The organism is Hyalangium sp. (assembly GCF_035629615.1).
Classification (GTDB): Bacteria; Myxococcota; Myxococcia; order Myxococcales; family Myxococcaceae; genus Hyalangium.
Genome location: NZ_DASPHO010000600.1, coordinates 1 through 19041 on the forward strand (window position 1 = coordinate 1; position 19041 = coordinate 19041).

At 68.5% G+C, this 19041-nt stretch carries 12 protein-coding genes; 8 read left to right on the top strand and 4 right to left on the bottom strand.

Going from position 1 to position 19041, the window contains the following annotated elements:
* From VD972_RS30230 to VD972_RS30240, 3 genes are all read left to right on the top strand, one after another.
* Window positions 1-1048: HAMP domain-containing sensor histidine kinase (locus VD972_RS30230; RefSeq protein WP_324992239.1), on the top strand; the 1048-nt coding region annotated here is incomplete at its 5' end.
* Window positions 1045-1770, top strand: coding sequence for a response regulator transcription factor (locus VD972_RS30235; protein ID WP_324992240.1), 726 nt, complete (start codon window positions 1045-1047; stop codon window positions 1768-1770). The genes VD972_RS30230 and VD972_RS30235, both read left to right, overlap by 4 nt.
* Before the next feature lie 155 nt (window positions 1771-1925).
* Window positions 1926-2672, top strand: a complete 747-nt coding sequence (locus tag VD972_RS30240; RefSeq protein WP_324992241.1) for an energy transducer TonB — start codon at window positions 1926-1928, stop codon at window positions 2670-2672.
* Here VD972_RS30240 and VD972_RS30245 read toward each other — a convergent pair.
* The 3 genes from VD972_RS30245 to VD972_RS30255 form a co-directional block, all read right to left on the bottom strand.
* The gene (locus tag VD972_RS30245) at window positions 2669-3823 is read right to left on the bottom strand and encodes an aminotransferase class V-fold PLP-dependent enzyme (protein ID WP_324992242.1); all 1155 of its coding nucleotides are present in this window, start codon (window positions 3821-3823) and stop codon (window positions 2669-2671) included. The two genes, VD972_RS30240 and VD972_RS30245, sit on opposite strands and share 4 nt — an antisense overlap.
* 81 nt (window positions 3824-3904) lie before the next feature.
* On the bottom strand, window positions 3905-6895 hold the full coding sequence (locus tag VD972_RS30250) for a hypothetical protein (RefSeq protein ID WP_324992243.1): 2991 nt from the start codon (window positions 6893-6895) through the stop codon (window positions 3905-3907).
* A gap of 222 nt (window positions 6896-7117) precedes the next feature.
* Complete coding sequence (locus VD972_RS30255) at window positions 7118-8563, bottom strand: hypothetical protein (protein ID WP_324992244.1); 1446 nt, start codon at window positions 8561-8563, stop codon at window positions 7118-7120.
* A gap of 226 nt (window positions 8564-8789) precedes the next feature.
* Between VD972_RS30255 and VD972_RS30260 the strand changes: the two genes are divergently transcribed.
* Window positions 8790-9746: a hypothetical protein gene (locus VD972_RS30260; RefSeq protein ID WP_324992245.1), complete on the top strand. Its 957-nt coding sequence runs from the start codon at window positions 8790-8792 to the stop codon at window positions 9744-9746.
* On the opposite strand, the gene VD972_RS30265 is transcribed toward VD972_RS30260, so the two are convergent.
* Window positions 9743-12439: an MGH1-like glycoside hydrolase domain-containing protein gene (locus tag VD972_RS30265; protein WP_324992246.1), complete on the bottom strand. Its 2697-nt coding sequence runs from the start codon at window positions 12437-12439 to the stop codon at window positions 9743-9745. The two genes, VD972_RS30260 and VD972_RS30265, sit on opposite strands and share 4 nt — an antisense overlap.
* A gap of 40 nt (window positions 12440-12479) precedes the next feature.
* Between VD972_RS30265 and VD972_RS30270 the strand changes: the two genes are divergently transcribed.
* The 4 genes from VD972_RS30270 (at window position 12480) to VD972_RS30285 (ending at window position 19028) form a co-directional block, all read left to right on the top strand.
* Window positions 12480-13778 (top strand): adenylate/guanylate cyclase domain-containing protein, encoded by a 1299-nt coding sequence (locus VD972_RS30270; protein WP_324992247.1) that lies wholly within the window; start codon window positions 12480-12482, stop codon window positions 13776-13778.
* Window positions 13779-13823: 45 nt separating this feature from the next.
* Window positions 13824-15317, top strand: coding sequence for a D-alanyl-D-alanine carboxypeptidase/D-alanyl-D-alanine endopeptidase (gene dacB, locus VD972_RS30275; protein WP_324992248.1), 1494 nt, complete (start codon window positions 13824-13826; stop codon window positions 15315-15317).
* Window positions 15318-15491: 174 nt separating this feature from the next.
* Window positions 15492-17606, top strand: coding sequence for a prolyl oligopeptidase family serine peptidase (locus tag VD972_RS30280; protein ID WP_414654153.1), 2115 nt, complete (start codon window positions 15492-15494; stop codon window positions 17604-17606).
* A 207-nt stretch (window positions 17607-17813) separates the two neighbouring features.
* Window positions 17814-19028, top strand: coding sequence for a globin family protein (locus tag VD972_RS30285; RefSeq protein WP_324992250.1), 1215 nt, complete (start codon window positions 17814-17816; stop codon window positions 19026-19028).
* Window positions 19029-19041: the final 13 nt, after the last annotated feature.

A 19041-nucleotide genomic window follows, 5' to 3' on the forward strand; every position in this document is an offset into this window, starting at 1 on the left:
CGTGCTGGTGCTGCCGAGCAACCTCTCCGAGCCCACCCTCATTGGCGAGCGCTGGTACCTGGAGCAGGAGGGAGAGTTTGTCCGCGGCATTGCCCTCCAGCCCCAGGAGCTCCTGAAGACGATCACCCGGGAGATGCGCAAGCGGAAGCTCCTCGGGGAGGACGATCAGGTGCGCCTGGGCCGCGTCGACGCGGTGCAGCCGCTCTCGTCCCTGAAGCTCGAGGCCGTCATCCCTCGCTGGGCCGCCGAGGAGGAGAAGATCGTCCAGCGCTATGGGCTGAAGACCCTGCTGGTGCTCGGCTGCGGCGCGCTGGCCGTGGCCATCGTGGCGCTCGCCGGGCTCGCGCAGCACCGCAAGTACCGCTTCCTGGAGCTCAAGAGCGACTTCGTGGCCACCGTCTCCCATGAGCTGCGCACGCCCCTGGCCTCCATCCGGCTGCTGGCGGAGACACTGGAGATGCGCGCCGGTGGCTCCCCCGAGGTGCGGGACTACCCCACGCGCATCATCCAGGCCACGGACGGGCTGCACTTCCTCGTGGAGAACATCCTGTCCTTCAACCGCATCGACAAGGGCCGCTGGGCGGCGAAGTTCTCCCAGGTGCGGCTGGAGGAGCTCATGGGCACGCTGCGGACGGATCTCACCAGCGCCACCCGTGTCCCGGTGCAGCTCACCGCGGACGTGGGCGAGGTGGAGCTGTGGGCCGATCCGGCCCTGCTGCGCCTGCTCCTGTCCAACCTGGGACGCAACGCCTGCGCCTACAACCGCCGAGACCCCGTGGAGATCTCCGTGCGCGTCCACGTCACGCCCGGCAGTGGCTGCACGGTGCTCTTCGGGGACAACGGCATCGGCATCCCCGAGGGCGAGTGGGAGAACGTCTTCCAGGACTTCTACCGGTTGACACCTCCGGGCCCTGAAGTGCACGGCAGCGGGCTGGGCCTCGCGCTCTGCCGCAAGATCATGCATGTCCACGGGGGGCAGCTCCGCGTCGCCGCCTCTGGCCCCCAGGGCACCACCTTCGCGCTGACCTTTCCCGAGCCGCACCCATGACGACCCAGAGCCCTCCTCCCTCCACCCGCCCCTCCATCCTCATCGTCGAGGACGATGCGAACCTCCGGGTGGGCCTGCGGGACAACCTCCAGGACGAGGGGTTCGACGTGGCCGCCGCCTCCAACGCCCGTGAGGCGGAGACGCTCCTGAGCGGGCGCACCTTCGACCTGCTCATCCTCGACGTCATGCTCCCGGGCGAGGACGGCTACTCGCTCTGCCGGCGCCTGCGCGCGGGGGGACTGCAGAGCATGGTGATGATGCTCACGGCGCGCACGCTGGAGGACGACATCCTCCGTGGCTTCGAGGCCGGCGCCCAGGACTACCTGACCAAGCCCTACCGGCTGCGGGAGCTGCTCGCGCGGGTGCGGGCGCTCGTGCGCAGGGCCGGCACGACGCCTCCCCAGACGCTGAGCTTCGCGGGCTTCACCCTGGACCTGAGCCGGCGCACGCTCACCCGGGCCGATGGCGGCCTGATCGATCTCACGCGCACCGAGTACGATCTGCTCGCCTACCTGGTCCGCCACCGGGATCGCGCCCTCACCCGGCAGGAGATCCTGGACACCGTCTGGGGCGAGGACGTCGTGGTGGACCCGCGCACCGTGGACAACTTCGTCTCCAACCTGAAGAAGAAGCTCGGCTGGACGAGCACCTCCGGCTTCACCATCCACACCCTCCGCGGGGTGGGCTACCGGATGGAGATCGAGTCCATGACGAAATCATGACGGAAAGATGGACCGGTCACGGCCATCAACGCGCCCCGATTCCCTACCTTGAGTGGTGCGTGGACAGGGGCGCTCCAGACCTCAGCCCACGTGGGTGAGAGGCCGCATGGTGCGGCCTGCCCCTGTCGGGAGCGCCCGCCTGAGGGAGGCCAGTCATGTTCCAGTCGGTCATCGAGCAGCAAGAGTGGAGGATGCGTCGTCTCGGTACGGGCGCCGGAGTGTCCCTGATGGTGCATGCGGGGCTCTTCGCAGCCGTGATGGTGCTCACGGCGGGAGTGGCGGAGCAGGTGGAGAAAGAGCCGGTGGTGGTCGTCTTCAAGCGCCCCCCCCCTCGCGGAACCCCCGTCCCCCCAGTCACCCAGAAGGCGATGGCCGAGCAGCCCAAGCCCGAGCGCCGCAAGCCCAAGGATCTCAAGGCCCCCACCAAGGCTCCCACCATGCCGCCCCCCGAGGTCGCGCAGAACCCCGAGCCGACGGAGCCCCCCGACGAGACGCTGCCCTTCGATCCCGACGGACGCCCGGATGGCGTCGGAGACCAAGGCCCCTGCATGACGTGCCCCATCGGCGAGCCCCCGACGGGCGAGGTGGTGGAGCCCCCTCCGAGCGAGGAGGTGCTCCCCTTCGTCAGCGGCAACATGACGTCACCAAAGCTCCTGTCCGGAGCACCCATCCAGTACACGCGCGAGGCGCTCAAGTCCGGAGTCACCGGCCTCCTCATCGCCCGGTGCATCATCACCCGGGAGGGAGAAGTCGAGAACTGCCGCGTCCTCAAAGGCCAGCCCCACATGAGCGAGGCCGTGGTCTCCGCGCTGGAGACCCGCCGCTACGATCCGGTGCAGTACGCGGGCCGGCCCATCAGCGTGATCTACAACTTCCACATCAAGCTCAACATGCCCCACTAGCGGGCAGCCCTGGCGCTCGAGACCGAGCTCAAGGCCTCGAGCAGCCGGTCCACATCCGCGGAGGTATTGTACAGGTGCGGGGACACACGCAGGTTCTCTCCCCTCACGCTGACGTAGACCTGGCGAGCCGCAAGCTGCGCGGTCATGTCCGCCGGATAGCCGCCCCGGCGCCGCAGGCCGACGAGATGCCCGGCCCGGTGCGCCTCGGGGGAGACCTCGAGCCCCAGCGTCTCGGCGCCACGGGCCGCCCGGCGTGTCAGCTCCCGCAGCGTGTCCTGGATGGAGCCGACGCCCCAGGAGAGGAGCTGGCGGAGCGCGGCGGCGGCCATGGGCACCAGGAGGAAGTTGCTGCGCTCGCCCACGTCGAAGCGGCGCGCGCCGGGCTGGAACTCCTCTTGGTAGTCGATGAGGCGGGTGAAGTCCTCGCTGCCTCTCCGGGTGATCCAGTTCAGCTCCAGGGGCCGGCCCTCACGGTGACGCGGGGCGACGTAGAGATAGCCCTGGCTGTAGGGCCCCATCAGCCACTTATAGCCAGCGGCCACCAGGTAGTCGGGCTGCACGTCCTCCACGCTCAGCGGCAGCGCGCCCAGCGACTGCGTGGCGTCCACCGCGAGCACCGCGCCCACCTCCCGCGCGCGTGCTCCGACCTTCACGAGATCCACCCACGTCCCATCCGTCCAGTGGCAGTGCGGCAGGGCGACGAGCGCGCACCGCGCATCCAACTCCGCCAGCACCGCGCTCGTCCAGTCCCCATCCGGCGGCCGGGGCACGGTGACGAGTAAGGCCCCCGTGCGCCGTGCCAGATCCCGCCAGGGATAGACATTGGAAGGGAACTCCTCGGCGAGCACCAGGAGCCGCTGCCCCTCCTGGACGCGCAGGTTGGCGGCGACCACCGCCATGCCGTAGCTCACCGAGGGCACCAGCGCCACGCCCTCCACCTCCGCGTGGACCAGCCGGGCAAACGACCCTCGCAGCGCCTCACTCTCGGTGAAGAAGTCGTCGGGCCGGACACGCCAGGGCTGGGACTTGCGCCCCAGCGCCTCCTCTCCCGCCGCCCGGACGGCACGGAGCTGGGGAGACATGTACGCGCAGTTGAGCCAGGTGATGTCGTCCGGGATGTCGAAGAGGGAGCGTTGCGAGGGCAGGAGCATGAGGTCCCCGTGAGAGGCGAAGCAGGCTGGATCACCTGCCCGCCACTCGCAAGCCTTCGCCGCAGTCCAGCCCCCAGACGATCAGAAGGAGATGAACTGCCCTCGGATGCGCCGGCTGCCCACGCCCGGCTCCGTGTCATAGCGGGAGAAGGTGACGAAGGACTGCCCGCCAAGGCCCGAGGCCAGCGCCAGGTGCGGGTCCGTCTCGCGAGCGTTGTACACGACCCCGAACCCCCCAGGCGTGGTGACGGAGCCGGAGAGCGTCACGCGCGTGGCGAAGACGTCCCAGTACGTGTCATAGCGGTAGTCCGCCCAGGCGGCCAGGTAGCTCGTGCCGTCGTACACCACCTGAGGCGCGTGCTGGTTCACGGTCTCCGTGCAGAGCGCAAGCCCCGAGGTGTCCTGGACCACTCCGGCGCCCGAGACGCGCGCACCGTAGATGTCATTGTTGGTGCCTGAGCGGTAGTCCGTCCACACCACGAAGTAGTCCGTCCCGTCAGAGGCCACATCCGGGTCGTACTGCTCCCCGATGGAGTTGGAGATGGGGATGGACGGGCTGTCCAGCACCAGCCCCGCGGTGGAGACCCGAGCGCCATGGACATCGAAGGCCGTGGAGCTCTGGTACTCGGCCCACACAACGAAGTAGCCCGTCTGGCTGGCGGCCACCCTCGGCGTGTAGTGCTCCACGGTGTTGGTGGCAATGGCGATGCCGCTGGTGTCCTGGACCACGCCCCCGCTCGTCACCCGCGCGCCGTAGATGTCGCCTCGGTTGCCACCCGCGTCCTGGCGCCACACCACGAGGTAGTCCGTCCCGTCAGAGGCCACATCCGGCGCGTTCTGGAAAGCCGAGTCCGTCGAGATGGCGATCCCGCTCGTGTCCAGGACCGCGCTGGAGGTGGGACCGGTCGCGAGCACCCGCGCGCCGTAGATGTTCCAGTCGACGTCCCGGTAGTCCATCCACGCGACGAAGTAGTCCACCCCGTTGGAGGCCACTACCGGTGTCTGGCGCTCCCGGATTTCCGCCGTGATGACCAGGGGCGGCACATCGATCGTCCCGCCCTCGCGCGTCACCCGTGCGCCATAGATCTGGATGGAGCCGCCCGCCGTCTCCGTCCAGACGACCAGGTAGTTGGTCCCGTTGGAGGCCACGGCGGGCTCTGTCTGGTACAGGGAGGTGACGGTCGCCGTCACGGGGAAGCCGCTGCCCGCGGTGATCGTCCCCGCCGAGGAGGAGACCCAGGCGCTGTAGAGGTCCGTCGTCCCTGGGGTCAAACCATTGCCATCCCAAGCGACGAGGTAGTCCGTGCCCGCCTTCACCACGGCCGGGTACCTGTAGGTGCCCCCGCTCGGGGAGAGGACGAGGCTGGTCGTGTCCTGCACGGGGCTCGAGCTGACGGTCGCGGACGAGACACGGCTTGCCAGGGTCTGGAAGGTCGCGTTCGAGTCATCCCACGCAGTCCAGGCCACGAGATAGTCCGTGTCATTCGAGGCCACGGCCACGTAGGACTCCTGGACGTTGGGATCCGCGGCGACGGCAAAGCCCGGGCCGTCCAGCACGGAGCCCGAGCCCGTTACCCGCGTCCCATAGAGATCCCTGCCAATGCCGCTGCGGTAGTCCAACCAGACGGCCAGGAAGTCCTCCCCATTGGAGGCGACCGTCGGGTTGTACTGGAGATCGGCGATCGACAGCGGAAAGCCCGTCCCTTCCAGCGTCACATCCAACACCCCTCCCTCGTACGACACGCGCGTGGCGTAGGCGCGCGAATAGCCATCCCGCTCGTCCTCCCAGGCCACGAGGTAGACGGTGTCATTCGCGGCCACCGAGGGCGTGGACTCGTTGTAGGCCGACCCGATGGCGATCGGGATGTACGTGGAGGCCAGCTGACCCGTGCTCGAGATCTGCCGGGCATAGACGTCGGCATCATAGAAGGAGGAGTACTGGTACCAGGCCACGAGGTAGCCGTCCCCGTTGGAGGCCACCCGCGGCCAGTATTGGTTGTTGCTGGCCGTGGTGAGGCGCACGCCCCCAGGGTTGGACACGGTGCCGGAACCGGTCACCTGGGTACCCATGACCTTCCAGGCGTAGGAGTTCTGCGCCCAGACCACATAGAAGTCCACCCCGTTGGAGGCCACGAACGGCATCGCCACGAAGCCTGGCCCATTGCTCACGACGATGCCCGCCGAGTCGAGCACCGCCCCCGTGGTCGAGACTCGTGTCCCGTAGATGCTGGACAGGTTCCCACGCACATTCCGCCAGACGACCAGGTAGTTCGTCCCATTGAAGGCGAGCGCCGCGTGGGTCCTCACGGCCGTGTCGGCAGTCACCAGCCGGCCATCGATGAACATCTCCTGGGTGACGATGGGATCGAGCACCGCGGGGTATACGGACGTGGCAAGCACCTGCTCGGGAACCCGCAGCTGGATCTGACCATCGACGTACGCAGCGGGAATGGGCGTGCGGCGCCCCTGCCCGTCCACCCAGGTGCCATGGCCATACCGGAACCCGAGCCCCGTCTGGGCGTCCGTGAAGTGCAGGCCGTGCTCGGAGGTCTGCGTGTAGCCGAGCCCCTTCACTGAGATGTCGACCTGCAGCTCGCCGCTGCCGCTCGGAGCGCTCTCGAAGGCCCAGGACTGCTCGACGCCCTGCTCGCTGTTGCGAAGGTGCTCGACGACCTCGCCGTGAGTGAAGCTCAGGTGCCCATCCGCCTCCACCTGGCCCTGAGGTGCCTCGACACTCAGCCGCACGTCCCCCCGAGCCACCCGCGCAGTCCCCAGCAGGAGCGGCGTCCCCTGCGCCACCTCCACCGTGGGCGGCAGGGACAAGCGCGCGGAGGACTCCGGGTGCTCCGGCTCTCCCTGCTCCACCTGCCGGGTGTAGACCGGCGTCAGGGCCAGTCCCTGGGCCGTCGCCTTCACCTCATAGGTGGAGTGCCCTCCCCGCCAGCCGCCCTGCTCGGGCCGATAAGAGAAGTGCACCTGCCGGATGACGGCATCCACATCGAACGAAGCCGCCGGAGCCCCTGACTCAGTCCCACACCCAAGCTCCAAACACACCATGACTGCCAGCGTCATGGACATAATATTCTGCTGTAGCTGTAGTTTGAGCATGTTCAGTTCCCCTCCCGGATAACTGACCCTGGGTGATATGAATCACACGCAGCGTATGGACATTAAGAAGCGCAAGCTCCCCTCACGGGACAGCGCCGACCCAGAGTGGAGTTCCATGGCCCGACCGTGAGTAATCCAACACGTAGGGCTGACATGCCCTCACCTGTTTCCACCTCTTCTAACATTTTACAGTGTCTTAAGATACTCAATGAGGGAGTGGCGTTGGCTATCCGACAAATCATCACCCACGGTATGGCCTTTGTTTGAGTACCCAGGAAGCGTCGTGTCGTAGAGGCGCTTGCGGAGGGCGGGGTCGGGCTCGGCAGCCTTTCCGTGCGGGAGCACCTGGTGCTTCCACCCCAGGGTGACCGGATCCAGCTCGCTGCGGGTGGAGGAGCGGCGCCAGAAGGCAGGACGCTTGCGGCTGTCCAGCAGGGCCTCCACCGTGGGCACTGAGCCGTTGTGCAGGTAGGGCGCGGTGGCCCAGATGCCATCCAGGGGTGGCGCGACGTAGCCGGGGCCCGGCTCGAGCCGCGCCGTCCGTCCGTAGAAGGAGCGGTTGAACCACTCCACCATGGGCAGCCCCTGGCGCGCGGTGGACTGCCACAGCAGCGGATCCGTCCCCACCTCCTCCAGGGGAATGATGAGGTTGGGATAGGACTCCTTCGCACCGTAGGTGCCGTGGCACTCGGAGCAGAACGCCTCGAAGATGTCGCGCCCCTGGGCGGCCAGCTCCCGGTCGATGGGGTGCGGATACGGAGGAGGCCTCAGGGTGGCCAGGTACGCCCGCACGTCGTCAAAGTCGCGGTCGATGCGCTCGGCCTCCTCCACGCTGTCGGTGCACAGCATGGACGCGGACATCATCAGCCGCGCGTGATCCCCCCGGCCAATGCCTGAGTGGAACAGGGCGTGCTTCTTGCGCAGCAGCCACCAGGCGGGCACGTCCGCGGGGACGGGCTCGCGCGGGGGGAGCTCGTGGAGGGGCTCGTCCGACCATTCGAGCGTCTCCGGATCCCGGTGTGCGGCGAGCACCGCCGCGAGGTTGTCGGCCGGGTTGACCCCGATGGTGTCCGGCCGGGTGTAAGGGCCGACAGCGCGGACCCGGCCGGACCAGCGCCACCACTCGGCCAGCTCGGCTCCGTCCTGCACCAGCAGCCCCGCGGCCGTTGCGAAGATCGAGAAGTCCTCGGTGAGATCCAGCGCGGAGTTGCCGAGCCCGATGAGGATCCCCTCCCGCGTAGGCGTGGCGTGGCAGCCCAGGCAGTTGGCTGTCACCACCTGAACGCCTCGGGGCGTCTTCAGCGCCGTCACGTCATAGGAGAGCTTCGCGTTGTGGCCACGCCTCCCCTTGAGGCGCCGGCTCGCGGGCGCGTCGCCGAAGGCCATGCGGTAGATGGACCACGGGACGCCACAGCTGACGTAGCTCCCGTTCACCAGGGTGTCATAGCCCGCCTTCGGATCTCCGGGGCGCTGCGGCTCGGCGGGGACGGCGAAGCGCCTGGAGGCCGCCGGAGGCGCGGTGGAAGCCGCCGCGAGCGCCTCCTTCGAGCGCGGCCCCTGGGAAGGCTCGGGGGGAGCGGCCTCGAGCACGAGGGCCAGCAGGCCCGTCCAGAGCAACGGTGGCAGTCGCATGCAGAGCTCCCCAGGGCGCCGCTCCAGGAGCAGAGCGGCCAGTCATAGGAGCCAGGGTGCCGGATGCACCCGCAACCCAGGCCCCCAGGCCCCTGAGCGGTCGTGAGAGGCGGCTGGACGGTCGCTACTCGCCCCCCGCGCAACACTCCTGTAGCCTCTAAACTTGATTTTCATGGATGACCTGATTTTTAGTACAACTCGTGAATCTCAGGATCCTCGCTGTCCCATGAACCGTTCGGCCCTCCAGCAGTGGGCGGAGTCCTTCGCCGAGGCACTGGTCCGACGTGCCACGCAGCTGGGGGCCGCTCAGAGCGACGCCCCGGGAAAGCGTTCGAGAGAGATCCTGACGCGGCTGCAGAGCGCGGTCCTGCGCTTCGAGTCCCTTCACTTCGGCGGGCCTGATCTGAGCTGGGGACGCGCGTTAGAGGAGGACGTGGTAGCGCTGCCGCGGCCTCCGGTGTCTTCCGGGCGCATCGTCTGCGTGCCGTTCTGCATCAACCAGCACCCCGAGCTGCCCGAGGCCTGGGACCATGGCGCGGGCGTGGCGCTCATCCATGACGAGGACGAGGCCGCGGCGATCAGCTTCGGCCGTGGACGGAGGACCGTGTCCATCTCCCGGAGCGAGGACAAGGCGCGCATCGGCTTTGGCGGTGACATGCCGCGCATTGGCGAGGTGCCTGGGCTGGACTCCCTGGCGCCCCCCTCCCAGCGGGTGATGCACCCCTTCTGGGCCCTGACCCGCAGCCTGCTGAGCTCCGATGGGTACGGCACCTGCTTCCTGGAGGGCCACCGGGTGTCCGCGCGGGGCATGAGCCCCGAGTCCAACATCATCTCCGTGTTCCGCCGGGAGCTCGGGCTGCGCATCGAGAACGAGTACGGCGAGTCCTCCTGGCACGACCACGTCCACTGCGCGCTGGCGTCGACGCCCGAGGCCCTGGAGCGCTGGCGGCGGCTGCGCGATCCGGCGGTCCGCGCCGACGTGGGAGATCCCTGCCCGCTGTGCCGAGGCCGGATGGAGGACATGGACTCCCGCGAGCCTGGCGCAGGGCCCGCGAAGGGCCTCGTCGCGGGAGGCTTCGTGCGCCTGCGCTGCACCAACTGCACCACGATCTTCCGCACCTCCCGGCGGCGCACCGCGGAGTTCGAGATACCGCGCGGGCTCGGCTCGGACAAAGAGCTCTAGGAGCCGGGCGACCTGTGAGCGTCCGCCAGGCTCTGGACCACCAGGGCCGTCCACCCCGTCTGGTGCGCAGCGCCGAGCCCCCGGCCCGAGTCGCCGTGGAAATACTCGTAGAAGAGCACCAGCTCGCGCCAGTCTGGATCCTCCGCGAAGCGCCGATCGTCCCCGTGGCAGGGGCGCCGACCCGAGCCATCCGGCAGGAAGATCCGGCACAGCCGGGAGGACAGCTCCCGCGCCACCTCGGCCAGCGTCATCATCTGCCCGGAGCCCGTGGGGCACTCCACCTTGAGCCCCTCCCCATAGAAGTGGTGGTAGCGCTCCAGCGCCTCGATGAGCAGGTAGTTGAGCGGGAACCACACGGGGCCGCGCCAGTTGGAGTTGCCCCCGAACATGCCGCTGTCGGACTCGCCGGGCACGTACCCCACGCGGTGCTCCTCGCGCCCCACGCGGAACACGAAGGGCTTCTCGGCGTGGACGCGGGACAGCGAGCGGATGCCGTAGTCCGAGAGGAACTCGCGCGGATCCAGCACGCGGCGCAGCACCCGCACCAGCCGCTCCCGCGAGGGAATGGCCAGCAGCCGGAGGCCGCCTGTCCCCGAGTTCGCTGAGGCGGCCATATAGGAGGTGTTCTGCGCCAGATCGGTCCGGTTCTCCAGGAACCAGCGCAGCCGGCGGGCGAAGCCGGGCAGGCGCTCGAGGAGCCGATCCGGGAGCACCTCCGCGGCGAAGAGGGGGACCAGCCCCACCATGGAGCGCACCCGCATGGGGACGTCCTTCCCGTCCACCCAGAGGTGATCGTAGTAGAAGCCGTCGTCCTCCTCCCACAGGCCGCTGCCGCCCAGGTGGTTCATCGCGTCCACGATGGCGACGAAGTGCTCGAAGAACTTGGAGGCGATGTCCTCGTAGGCTGGATCCTCCTGGGCCAGCTCGAGCGCCATGGAGAGCATGGTGGTGCAGAAGAAGGCCATCCACGCGGTGCCGTCCGCCTGGTGCAGGTGGCCGCCGGTGGGCAGCGGCTTGGAGCGATCGAAGACGCCAATGTTGTCCAGGCCGAGGAAGCCCCCCGAGAAGAGGTTGCGCCCATCCACGTCCTTGCGGTTCACCCACCAGGTGAAGTTGAGCAGCAGCTTGTGGAAGACACGCGCCAGGAAGAGCCTGTCCCGCTTCCCCTGCGAGCCCGTCATCTTGTACACGCGCCAGCACGCCCAGGCATGCACCGGCGGGTTCACGTCCGAGAGCTCGAACTCGTACGCGGGCATCTGCCCGTTGGGGTGCATGTACCACTCGCGCAGGAACAGGATGAGCTGCTCCTTGGCGAAGAGCGGATCCACCCGCGCGAATGGGATCGTATGGAACGCCAGATCCCACGCCGCGTACCAGGGGTACTCCCACTTGTCCGGCACCGAGATGATGTCCCGGTTGTAGAGGTGGCCCCAGTCCCGGTTGCGCCCCTGGCGGCGCGAGTCCGGCGGCGGCGGCGAGTTGGGATCGCCCTCCAGCCAGGGCTGCACCGCGTAGTGGTAGAACTGCTTGCCCCACAGCAGCCCCGCGTACGCCTGCCGCGCCACCCGCCGCTCCTCCTCCGGCAGCGTGTGCGGCAGCCGCGTGGAGTAGAACTCGTCCGCCTCGGTGATGCGCTGCTCGAATGTCCGATCAAAGTCCGCGCCGAAGAGCTGGCGTGGCGCCTGGGTGTCCGAGAAGAGCCGCAGTGACAGGAGCACCGTGCCCCCCGCCGGCACCTCCAGCACATGGTGGAAGGCCGCCTTGGTGCCTACCCGGTCCGGGTTCACTGCCCCCCGCAGCCCGTGGACGACGCAGTCATCGAAGGCGTCCTTCACGTAGCGGTGGCGGTTGGGCACCTGGTAGAGCCGCTGGAGGTTCGTCTCGTTCTCGGTGAAGAGCCGCTCCGGCAGGACGCCTCCCTCTGGCGCCCGCACGTGGAGCCGGTAGCGCCCCAGCGACTCCTGCTCGGCGAGGATGCCGTCCTCTCCCACGGTGGACATGCTCGGCTTAGGCCAGTAGCCCTCCCCGCTCCGGCCCCAGGCCCAGGTGTTGCGGAACCAGAGCGTCGGCAGCACGTGGATCCGCGCCGGCTCCGGCCCCCGGTTGGCGACGGTGATCCGGATGAGCAGATCCTCCGGGCCCGCCTTCGCGTACTCGGCGAAGACGTCGAAATAGCGGCGCTCGTCGAAGAGGCCCGTGTCCATCAGCTCGAACTCGGGCTCGTCCCGGCCACGGCGCTGGTTCTCCTCCACGAGCCGGGCGTACGGGAATGCGGCCTGCGGATACTTGTAGAGCGCCTTCAAGTACGAGTGGGTGGGTGTGGAGTCGAGGTAGAAGTACTCCTCCTTCACGTCCTCGCCGTGATTGCCCTGCGGCCCCGCGAGCCCGAAGAGGCGCTCCTTGAGGAACGGATCCTGCTCGTTCCAGAGCGCCAGCGCGAAGCACAGCCGGCACTGCCGGTCAGTGATGCCCAGCAACCCGTCCTCTCCCCAGCGGTAGGCGCGGCTCCGGGCATACTCGTGCGGGAAGTCCGTCCAGCTCGTCCCTCCGGGGGAGTAGTCCTCGCGGACGGTGCCCCACTGGCGCTCCGAGAGGTACGGTCCCCACCGCTTCCAGTTGCTCGAGCGGCGCTCATCCTCGGCCAGCCGACGTGCCTCGGCCCCCAGTCCGCGCTGCGGAGATGAATGGCTCATGGTGTAAACCATAGATGAAGTGCGACGATGTGCACGCCGTATGTCTCCCTCTCGCGCCCCACCCAACAGCCCTGATCGTGCGGAGGATCCGCTCCTGGCAGAGAAGCACGCTCTGGAGAAGCGTGTCCGTGAGCTGGAGGCCAAGGCGCGCAGCCTGGACGCCATCAACCGCCTGGCCGCGTCCCTGCTCCAGCCGCAGACGGACGTGGACGACATCCTCTGGGATGTGGCCCAGGGCATCGTGGCGCACCTCGGGCTGGAGGACTGCGTCATCTACCTGTTCGACGAGCAGCGCGAGTACCTCGTCCAGCGGGCGGCCTTCGGGCCGAAGAACCCCCGCGAGCGGGAGATCCTCGCGCCCATCCGCATCAAGGCCGGGATGGGCATCGCGGGCACCGTGGCGCTCACCGGCATGGCGGAGCTCATCTCGGACACCCGGAAGGATCCGCGCTACATCCAGGACGATCAGCAGCGGCTGTCCGAGCTGGCCATCCCGATCTTCTCCCAGGACACGGTGATCGGCGTGCTGGACTCGGAGCACTCGCAGGAGGGCTTCTTCACGGAGGAGCACCTGCACATCCTCACCACCGTGACGACGATGATGGCCGCGCGGGTGGTGCGGGCTCAGCTGGACGCGCAGATCCGGGATGCGAACCGGCTGCTGGAGGTCCGCATCACCGAGCGGACCCGCGAGCTGTCCGAGGCCACCCACCGCTCCGATCGGCTGCTGCGCAACATCCTCCCCCACTCCATCGTCGAGCGGCTCAAGCGCGGCGAGCACGCCATCGCCGAGCGCTTCGACGACGTCACGGTCCTGTTCGCGGATCTGGTGGACTTCACGCGCTGGTCCACGCTGCTACCTCCAGAGCACGTGGTGGAGGTGCTGGGCCAGGTGTTCACGGAGTTCGACGCCCTGACCGAGCACTACGGGCTGGAGAAGATCAAGACGATCGGGGACGCCTACATGGTCGTGGCCGGCCTGCCCGCCCCGCGCGCCGATCACCGAGAGGTCATGGCCCTCATGGCGCTCGCGATTGTGGATGCCATCCGCCGGTTGAACCGGGTGCTGGGGACGTCCCTGGATGTCCGGATCGGCATGCACAGCGGCCCCGTCGTCGCGGGCATCATCGGCACGCACAAGTTTGCCTACGATCTGTGGGGCGACACCGTGAACATGGCCAGCCGCCTGGAGTCCCATGGGGTCGCCGGCCGCATCCACGTGAGCGAGGCGACCTGGGTGGCGCTCCGTGATCGCTTCGCCTTCGAGCCGCGCGGAGAGATCGAGGTGAAGAGCATCGGCCGCGTGAAGACCTGGCTCCTGAAGGGCGTCCGCGAATAGCCGGCATCGACACCCGATCCGGCCGGCGGTAACGTGCCCGCGCCCATGCGCCGCCTCTCGCTCGCTCCGCTGCTGCTCGCGGCTCTCATCCTCTCGGGATGCCCTCGGGCCACGCGCCCGGCCTCCCCCCCCTTCTCCCAGACCGCCGAGGAGCTCTTCGCCACCCTCGAGGCCGAGGGTGCCCTGACGAGCGTCATCGTCCTGGATGCGCGGACGGGCCAGCCCCTCTACGCGCACCGCGAGCACGCCCGCTCGCTGCCGGCCTCGACGATGAAGGTCGTCTCCACGGCCGCGGTGCTCTCCGCCCTCGGGGCGGACTTCCGCTTCCGCACGCCCGTGACGCTCGAGGGCAAGCACCAGGGCGAGCTCTTCGAGGGCAACCTCGTGGTGGAGTCCTCGGGCGATCCTTCGCTGGGCTCATGGCGCTTCCCGGAGACGGCCCTCGCCTGCGATCAGATCGCGGACGCGATGTGGGGGCGCGGCATCCGGCGGTGGCGAGGCGCGCTCCAGGTCCGGTCCCCGGACACAGGGCTGGATGGACCACTTGGCCCCGGCTGGGCCTGGGACGACGCGGCGTACTCCATGAGCGCCGCGCCCATGCCATTCGTCTTCCGCGAGAACGTGGTCGACCTCTTCCTGCTGCGCGCCGAGGGTGCGCCCTGCTCGGCCCAGCCCACGCTTCAGCTCTCCCCCAGGTTCGCCCCCTTCCCCACCGTGGTGCAGATCGACACGAACGGCCCCCGCTCTGGCTTCGCCTGCCTGCGCGATCACAACCCCTCCCGGGTGCGCTGCGTGTGGCGATCGACGGCCAGCGAGTGCCCCCGCGCCCACTCGACCCGCCTCTCCATCGATGATCCCCAGGCGCTCTTCACAGCCTGTGTGGAGGACGCCCTTACCCGGCGTGGCCTCGAGCACCTCCCCTCCTCCGCGCCTGCTCGAGAGGCAGCCCCCGCGCCCGCCCGCCCCACGAGCCAGGCGCTCCTCGAGCTCATCAGCCCACCGCTCTCGGAGATTGTGAAGGCGACGAACAAGGAATCTCACAACCTCTACGCGGAGCGGCTGGCCCTGCGCTTCACTCGCGAGCGCACGGGCGGCGAGCGCTACTCCGATCTGCGCAAGGCCATGGCGGACGAGCTGACACGCCGCGGCATCTCCGGACGGGATCTGCGACCGATCGATGGCAGTGGCCTGTCTCGCTACAACCTCGCTACGGCCTACGGGCTCGCGCGGATGCTCTTCACCAGCCTGCAGGAACCGTACGCGGCCACCCTCGTGGAGAGTCTGCCCATTACCGGAGTGGATGGGACCCTGGCACGGAGTGGAACCTCCGCGCAGACGGTGGGGCGTGTCCGCGCCAAGACGGGGACGCTCTCCAGCCAGAAGGCCTACGTGGGCGTCGCCGAGCGCCCCGATGACGCAGAGCATCCACGCGTCGTCTTCTCCCTGATGCTCGGCAACATGGACGAGCAACCCGCCCTCGCGGCGACGGCCGTCTTCGATCGCTTCGTGGAGGCCCTCGTCACCCAGCCGCTGCGCTGAGCGGACGGGAGCGAGTGGCTGCTCGGGAAGAGACCGGCCTCAAGAATGTTGGGAGCCCCGGAGCCTGTTGACGACCCTGGGAGTCATGACAGGCTGCCCAACCTTTTCCCGAGGTGCCGATTGAAGCTCAAGTTCGCGCTGACCGCGCTTCCGCTGCTGCTGCCCCTCACCGCCCTGGCGGGCAAGGCCACTGTGATCCCACCCGTCGCTGAGAAGAAGGTCGTCGTGGAGAGCTACCACGACACGAAGGTGGAGGACCCCTACCAGTGGATGGAGTCCTCCACGGACCCCAAAGTCCAGGAGTGGGCCAATGGCCAGAACGCCTATACGCGCACCATGCTGGACAAGCTGCCGGGGCGTGTGGCCATCCGCCAGCGCGTCACGGAGCTGCTCACCTGGCAGTCCCCAGCGCACTTCGGGCTGGAGGAGAGCGGTGGGACCCTGTTCGCGCTGAAGTCCCAGCCGCCCAGGCAGCAGCCGTTCCTGGTGACGATTGGCTCGATGAATGACACCTCGAGCGAGCGGGTGCTGCTCGATCCAATGGTGGTGGATCCCTCCGGTAAGACGAGCATCGACTTCTTCGTGCCCTCGCCCGATGGCAAGAAGGTGGCGGTGTCGCTGTCCAAGGACGGGACGGAGAGCGGCGACGTCTCCATCTACGACGTGGCCACCGGCCAGGCGCTGCCCAACGAGGTGGTGCCGCGAGTGAACGGCGGCACCGCGGGCGGCAGCCTCGCGTGGACGGGAGATGGGAAGGGCTACTTCTACACGCGCTATCCGCGGGGCACGGAGCGCTCCGCCGAGGACATGAACTTCTACCAGCAGGTGTATTACCACCGGCTGGGCACGCCGACGGAGAAGGACACGTACGCGCTGGGCAAGGACTTCCCGCGCATCGCGATGACGGTGCTGGACAGCTCCAAGGACGGCAAGCACACCTTCGCCATGGTGGCCAACGGAGACGGCGGCGAGTTCATGCTGTACCTGTACGGGCCCTCGGGGCAGTGGCAGCAGGTGTCGCGCTTCGAGGACAAGGTGGTGGGCGCGCGGTTTGGCCAGGACGGAGCGCTGTACCTGAAGTCGCAGAAGGACGCTCCGCGCGGCAAGGTGCTGCGCCTGCCGCTGGCCACGCCGTCGCTGGACAAGGCCACGGTGGTCGTCCCCGAGGGGAATGCCACCCTCGTGGGCTTCCAGCCCACGCCGGGGCGGCTCTACATCATCGAGCAGCTCGGCGGCCCGTCGCAACTGCGCATGGTGGATCTGAAGGGACAGGATCTGGGGCTGGTGCCCACGCTGCCAGTGTCCACGGTGGGCGGCGTGGTGAGTCAGGGCGGGGATGACATCCTCTTCGCCAACTTCAGCTATGTGGAGCCGCTGGCGTGGTACCGCTACTCGGCGAAGGAGGGCAAGGTGACGAAGACGGCGCTGGCGCAGACGCCGCCCGCGGACTTCAGCGACATCGAGGTGATCCGCACCGAGGCCACCTCCAAGGATGGGACGAAGGTGCCGCTGTCGATCCTCAAGCCCAAGGGGGTGAAGCTGAACGGCAACAACCCCACCCTGCTCACGGGCTACGGCGGCTTCAACATCTCCATCACCCCCGGCTTCAACAAGCTGAGCCGCGCGTGGCTGGAGCAGGGCGGCGTCATCGCGATCGCGAACCTGCGCGGCGGCTCGGAGTTCGGCGAGGAGTGGCACGCCAACGGCTCGCTGACGAAGAAGCAGAACGTCTTCGACGACTTCTACGCGTGCGCGAAGCTGCTGGTGGATCAGAAGTACACGCAGCCGAAGAAGCTGGCCATCCAAGGCGGCAGCAATGGCGGCCTGCTGATGGGGGCGGCGGTGACGCAGCACCCGGAGATGTACGGCGTCGTCGTAGCGCGCGTGGGCATCTACGACATGCTGCGGGTGGAGCAGACGCCCAACGGCCAGTTCAACACCACCGAGTACGGCACGGTGAAGGATCCGGAGCAGTTCCAGGCGCTCCACGCCTACTCGCCCTACCACCACGTGAAGGATGGGACGAAGTACCCGCCGGTGCTCTTCACCTCGGGGGCGAACGATCCGCGCGTGGATCCGTTCCACTCGCGCAAGATGGTGGCGCGGATGCAGGCGGCCATGGGCGGCAAGGGTCGGATCTTCCTGCGCGCGGCGGGAGGCGGCCACGGAATGGGCACGCCCCTGTCCGATCGGATCGAGGAGGAGGTGGACGTGTACTCGTTCCTCTTCAACGAGCTGGGCTTCAAGTACCAGCCGACGAAGAAGGTCGCAGGCCCCAAGGCGAAGTGAGCGCCGCCCGGTAGTAACCCACCCACTGGGTTACCTCTCCGAGCTGGGTGATACGCCAGGTGCGGCCCCTCCCAGTGCCTGGGGACACGCGCTGGGAGGGGGCTGAGCCCCAGAGAGTAGAGGCGAGTCGCTCGCTTCCTGGCTCTCTGGGGAGATGCCAACCGTCCAGGTCCTCGACCCCCCAGGGCATGGAGGGAGAATCCCCCCATGTCCGACCCCAAGCAGCCTGCTCCGGCACCTGCCGCCCCCAACGCCTCCAGCACTGTGTCCTATGGGGCCGGATCCTTGCCTGCAGTCCGCCCGGCCGCGCCGCCGCCTCCGCTCCCCGCCGCGCCGATCGCCCCACCCAACACGGCGGCGGCTGCACCCACCGCGGCGCCAGCCAAGGCGCCCCTGAGCCCACGCACCGTGGAGCTCGTCCAGGGCACCTGGTCCCAGGTCCTCCCCATCTCCGACGCGGCCGCCAGCCTCTTCTATGACCGGCTCTTCGAGATGGACCCCTCGGTCCGTCCTCTCTTCAAGAGCGACCTGGCGCAGCAGAAGAAGAAGCTGATGCAGACGCTCAGCGTCGCCGTGGACGGCTTGACCCACCCTCAGCGCCTGCTGCCCGTGCTCGAGCAGCTCGGGGTTCGCCACGCGGGCTACATGGTCCAGGACCACCACTATGGCCTGGTCGGTGAGGCCCTCCTGTGGACCCTTCGCGAGGGCCTCGGAGACGCCTTCACGCCAGAAGCTGAGTCCGCCTGGCGTGAGGTCTACGGCCTCGTCGCCGGTGTCATGAAGAAGGCCGCCGCTTCGAGCGCTGCATCGAGGCCCCCGGTGAGCGGCCCCGAGCTGCCCCGCTCTTCTCCACCCGTGCCGGAGGAAGTCCCGGTGGCGCGTTCCCTGCCACCCCTGCCCTCGCAGGCCGTGGGCGATGAGACCATCCCCTATCACCTGCTGGCACAGACGCGGCTGCTGGGGCTCCAGCCCTATGCCCAGACCCCAGAACGAGACGAACCCCCTGCCGAGCCCAGATCTCCTGGCGCTCCCGCCGCAGTGCCCTCCATGGCTTCGGTCTCCATTCCCGTGAACGTCCCGCGGGAAGTGACCCTCAACATCCACCTCAACCTCAAGCTCGAGGCGGATAAGGCCCTCAGCGCCCTGGCGCTCCGCGCCGTGGCTCCCGAGCCCGCCAAGCCCAGGCCCTCCCCTCCCGAGCCTGCCGTGTCTCCGCGAGGAACAGTCTCCCCCGTACTGCTGGTCGCGCTGTGCGTCCTCGTCTCGGTCAGCACGGTCATCGCCCTCGGGCCGTTGGGACAGGCGGCCTCCTCGCTGGCCCTGACGGATCTGCCCCGACTTGCCGCTCCCCTCTTCACCCTGGCCGCGCTCGCGGTCGGCTACCTCTGGGGCCGCGGCCGCGGCTCGGATCGCCAGAGATAATGCCCTCCCGGGA

Bases quoted from the DNA above. Each gene is read 5' to 3' on its own strand.
- VD972_RS30235 (WP_324992240.1), top strand. From the start codon at position 1,045: ATGACGACCCAGAGCCCTCCTCCCTCCACCCGCCCCTCCATCCTCATC.
- VD972_RS30240 (WP_324992241.1), top strand. From the start codon at position 1,926: ATGTTCCAGTCGGTCATCGAGCAGCAAGAGTGGAGGATGCGTCGTCTC.
- VD972_RS30245 (WP_324992242.1), bottom strand. From the start codon at position 3,823: ATGCTCCTGCCCTCGCAACGCTCCCTCTTCGACATCCCGGACGACATC.
- VD972_RS30250 (WP_324992243.1), bottom strand. From the start codon at position 6,895: ATGACGCTGGCAGTCATGGTGTGTTTGGAGCTTGGGTGTGGGACTGAG.
- VD972_RS30255 (WP_324992244.1), bottom strand. From the start codon at position 8,563: ATGCGACTGCCACCGTTGCTCTGGACGGGCCTGCTGGCCCTCGTGCTC.
- VD972_RS30260 (WP_324992245.1), top strand. From the start codon at position 8,790: ATGAACCGTTCGGCCCTCCAGCAGTGGGCGGAGTCCTTCGCCGAGGCA.
- VD972_RS30265 (WP_324992246.1), bottom strand. From the start codon at position 12,439: ATGAGCCATTCATCTCCGCAGCGCGGACTGGGGGCCGAGGCACGTCGG.
- VD972_RS30270 (WP_324992247.1), top strand. From the start codon at position 12,480: ATGTCTCCCTCTCGCGCCCCACCCAACAGCCCTGATCGTGCGGAGGAT.
- dacB (WP_324992248.1), top strand. From the start codon at position 13,824: ATGCGCCGCCTCTCGCTCGCTCCGCTGCTGCTCGCGGCTCTCATCCTC.
- VD972_RS30285 (WP_324992250.1), top strand. From the start codon at position 17,814: ATGTCCGACCCCAAGCAGCCTGCTCCGGCACCTGCCGCCCCCAACGCC.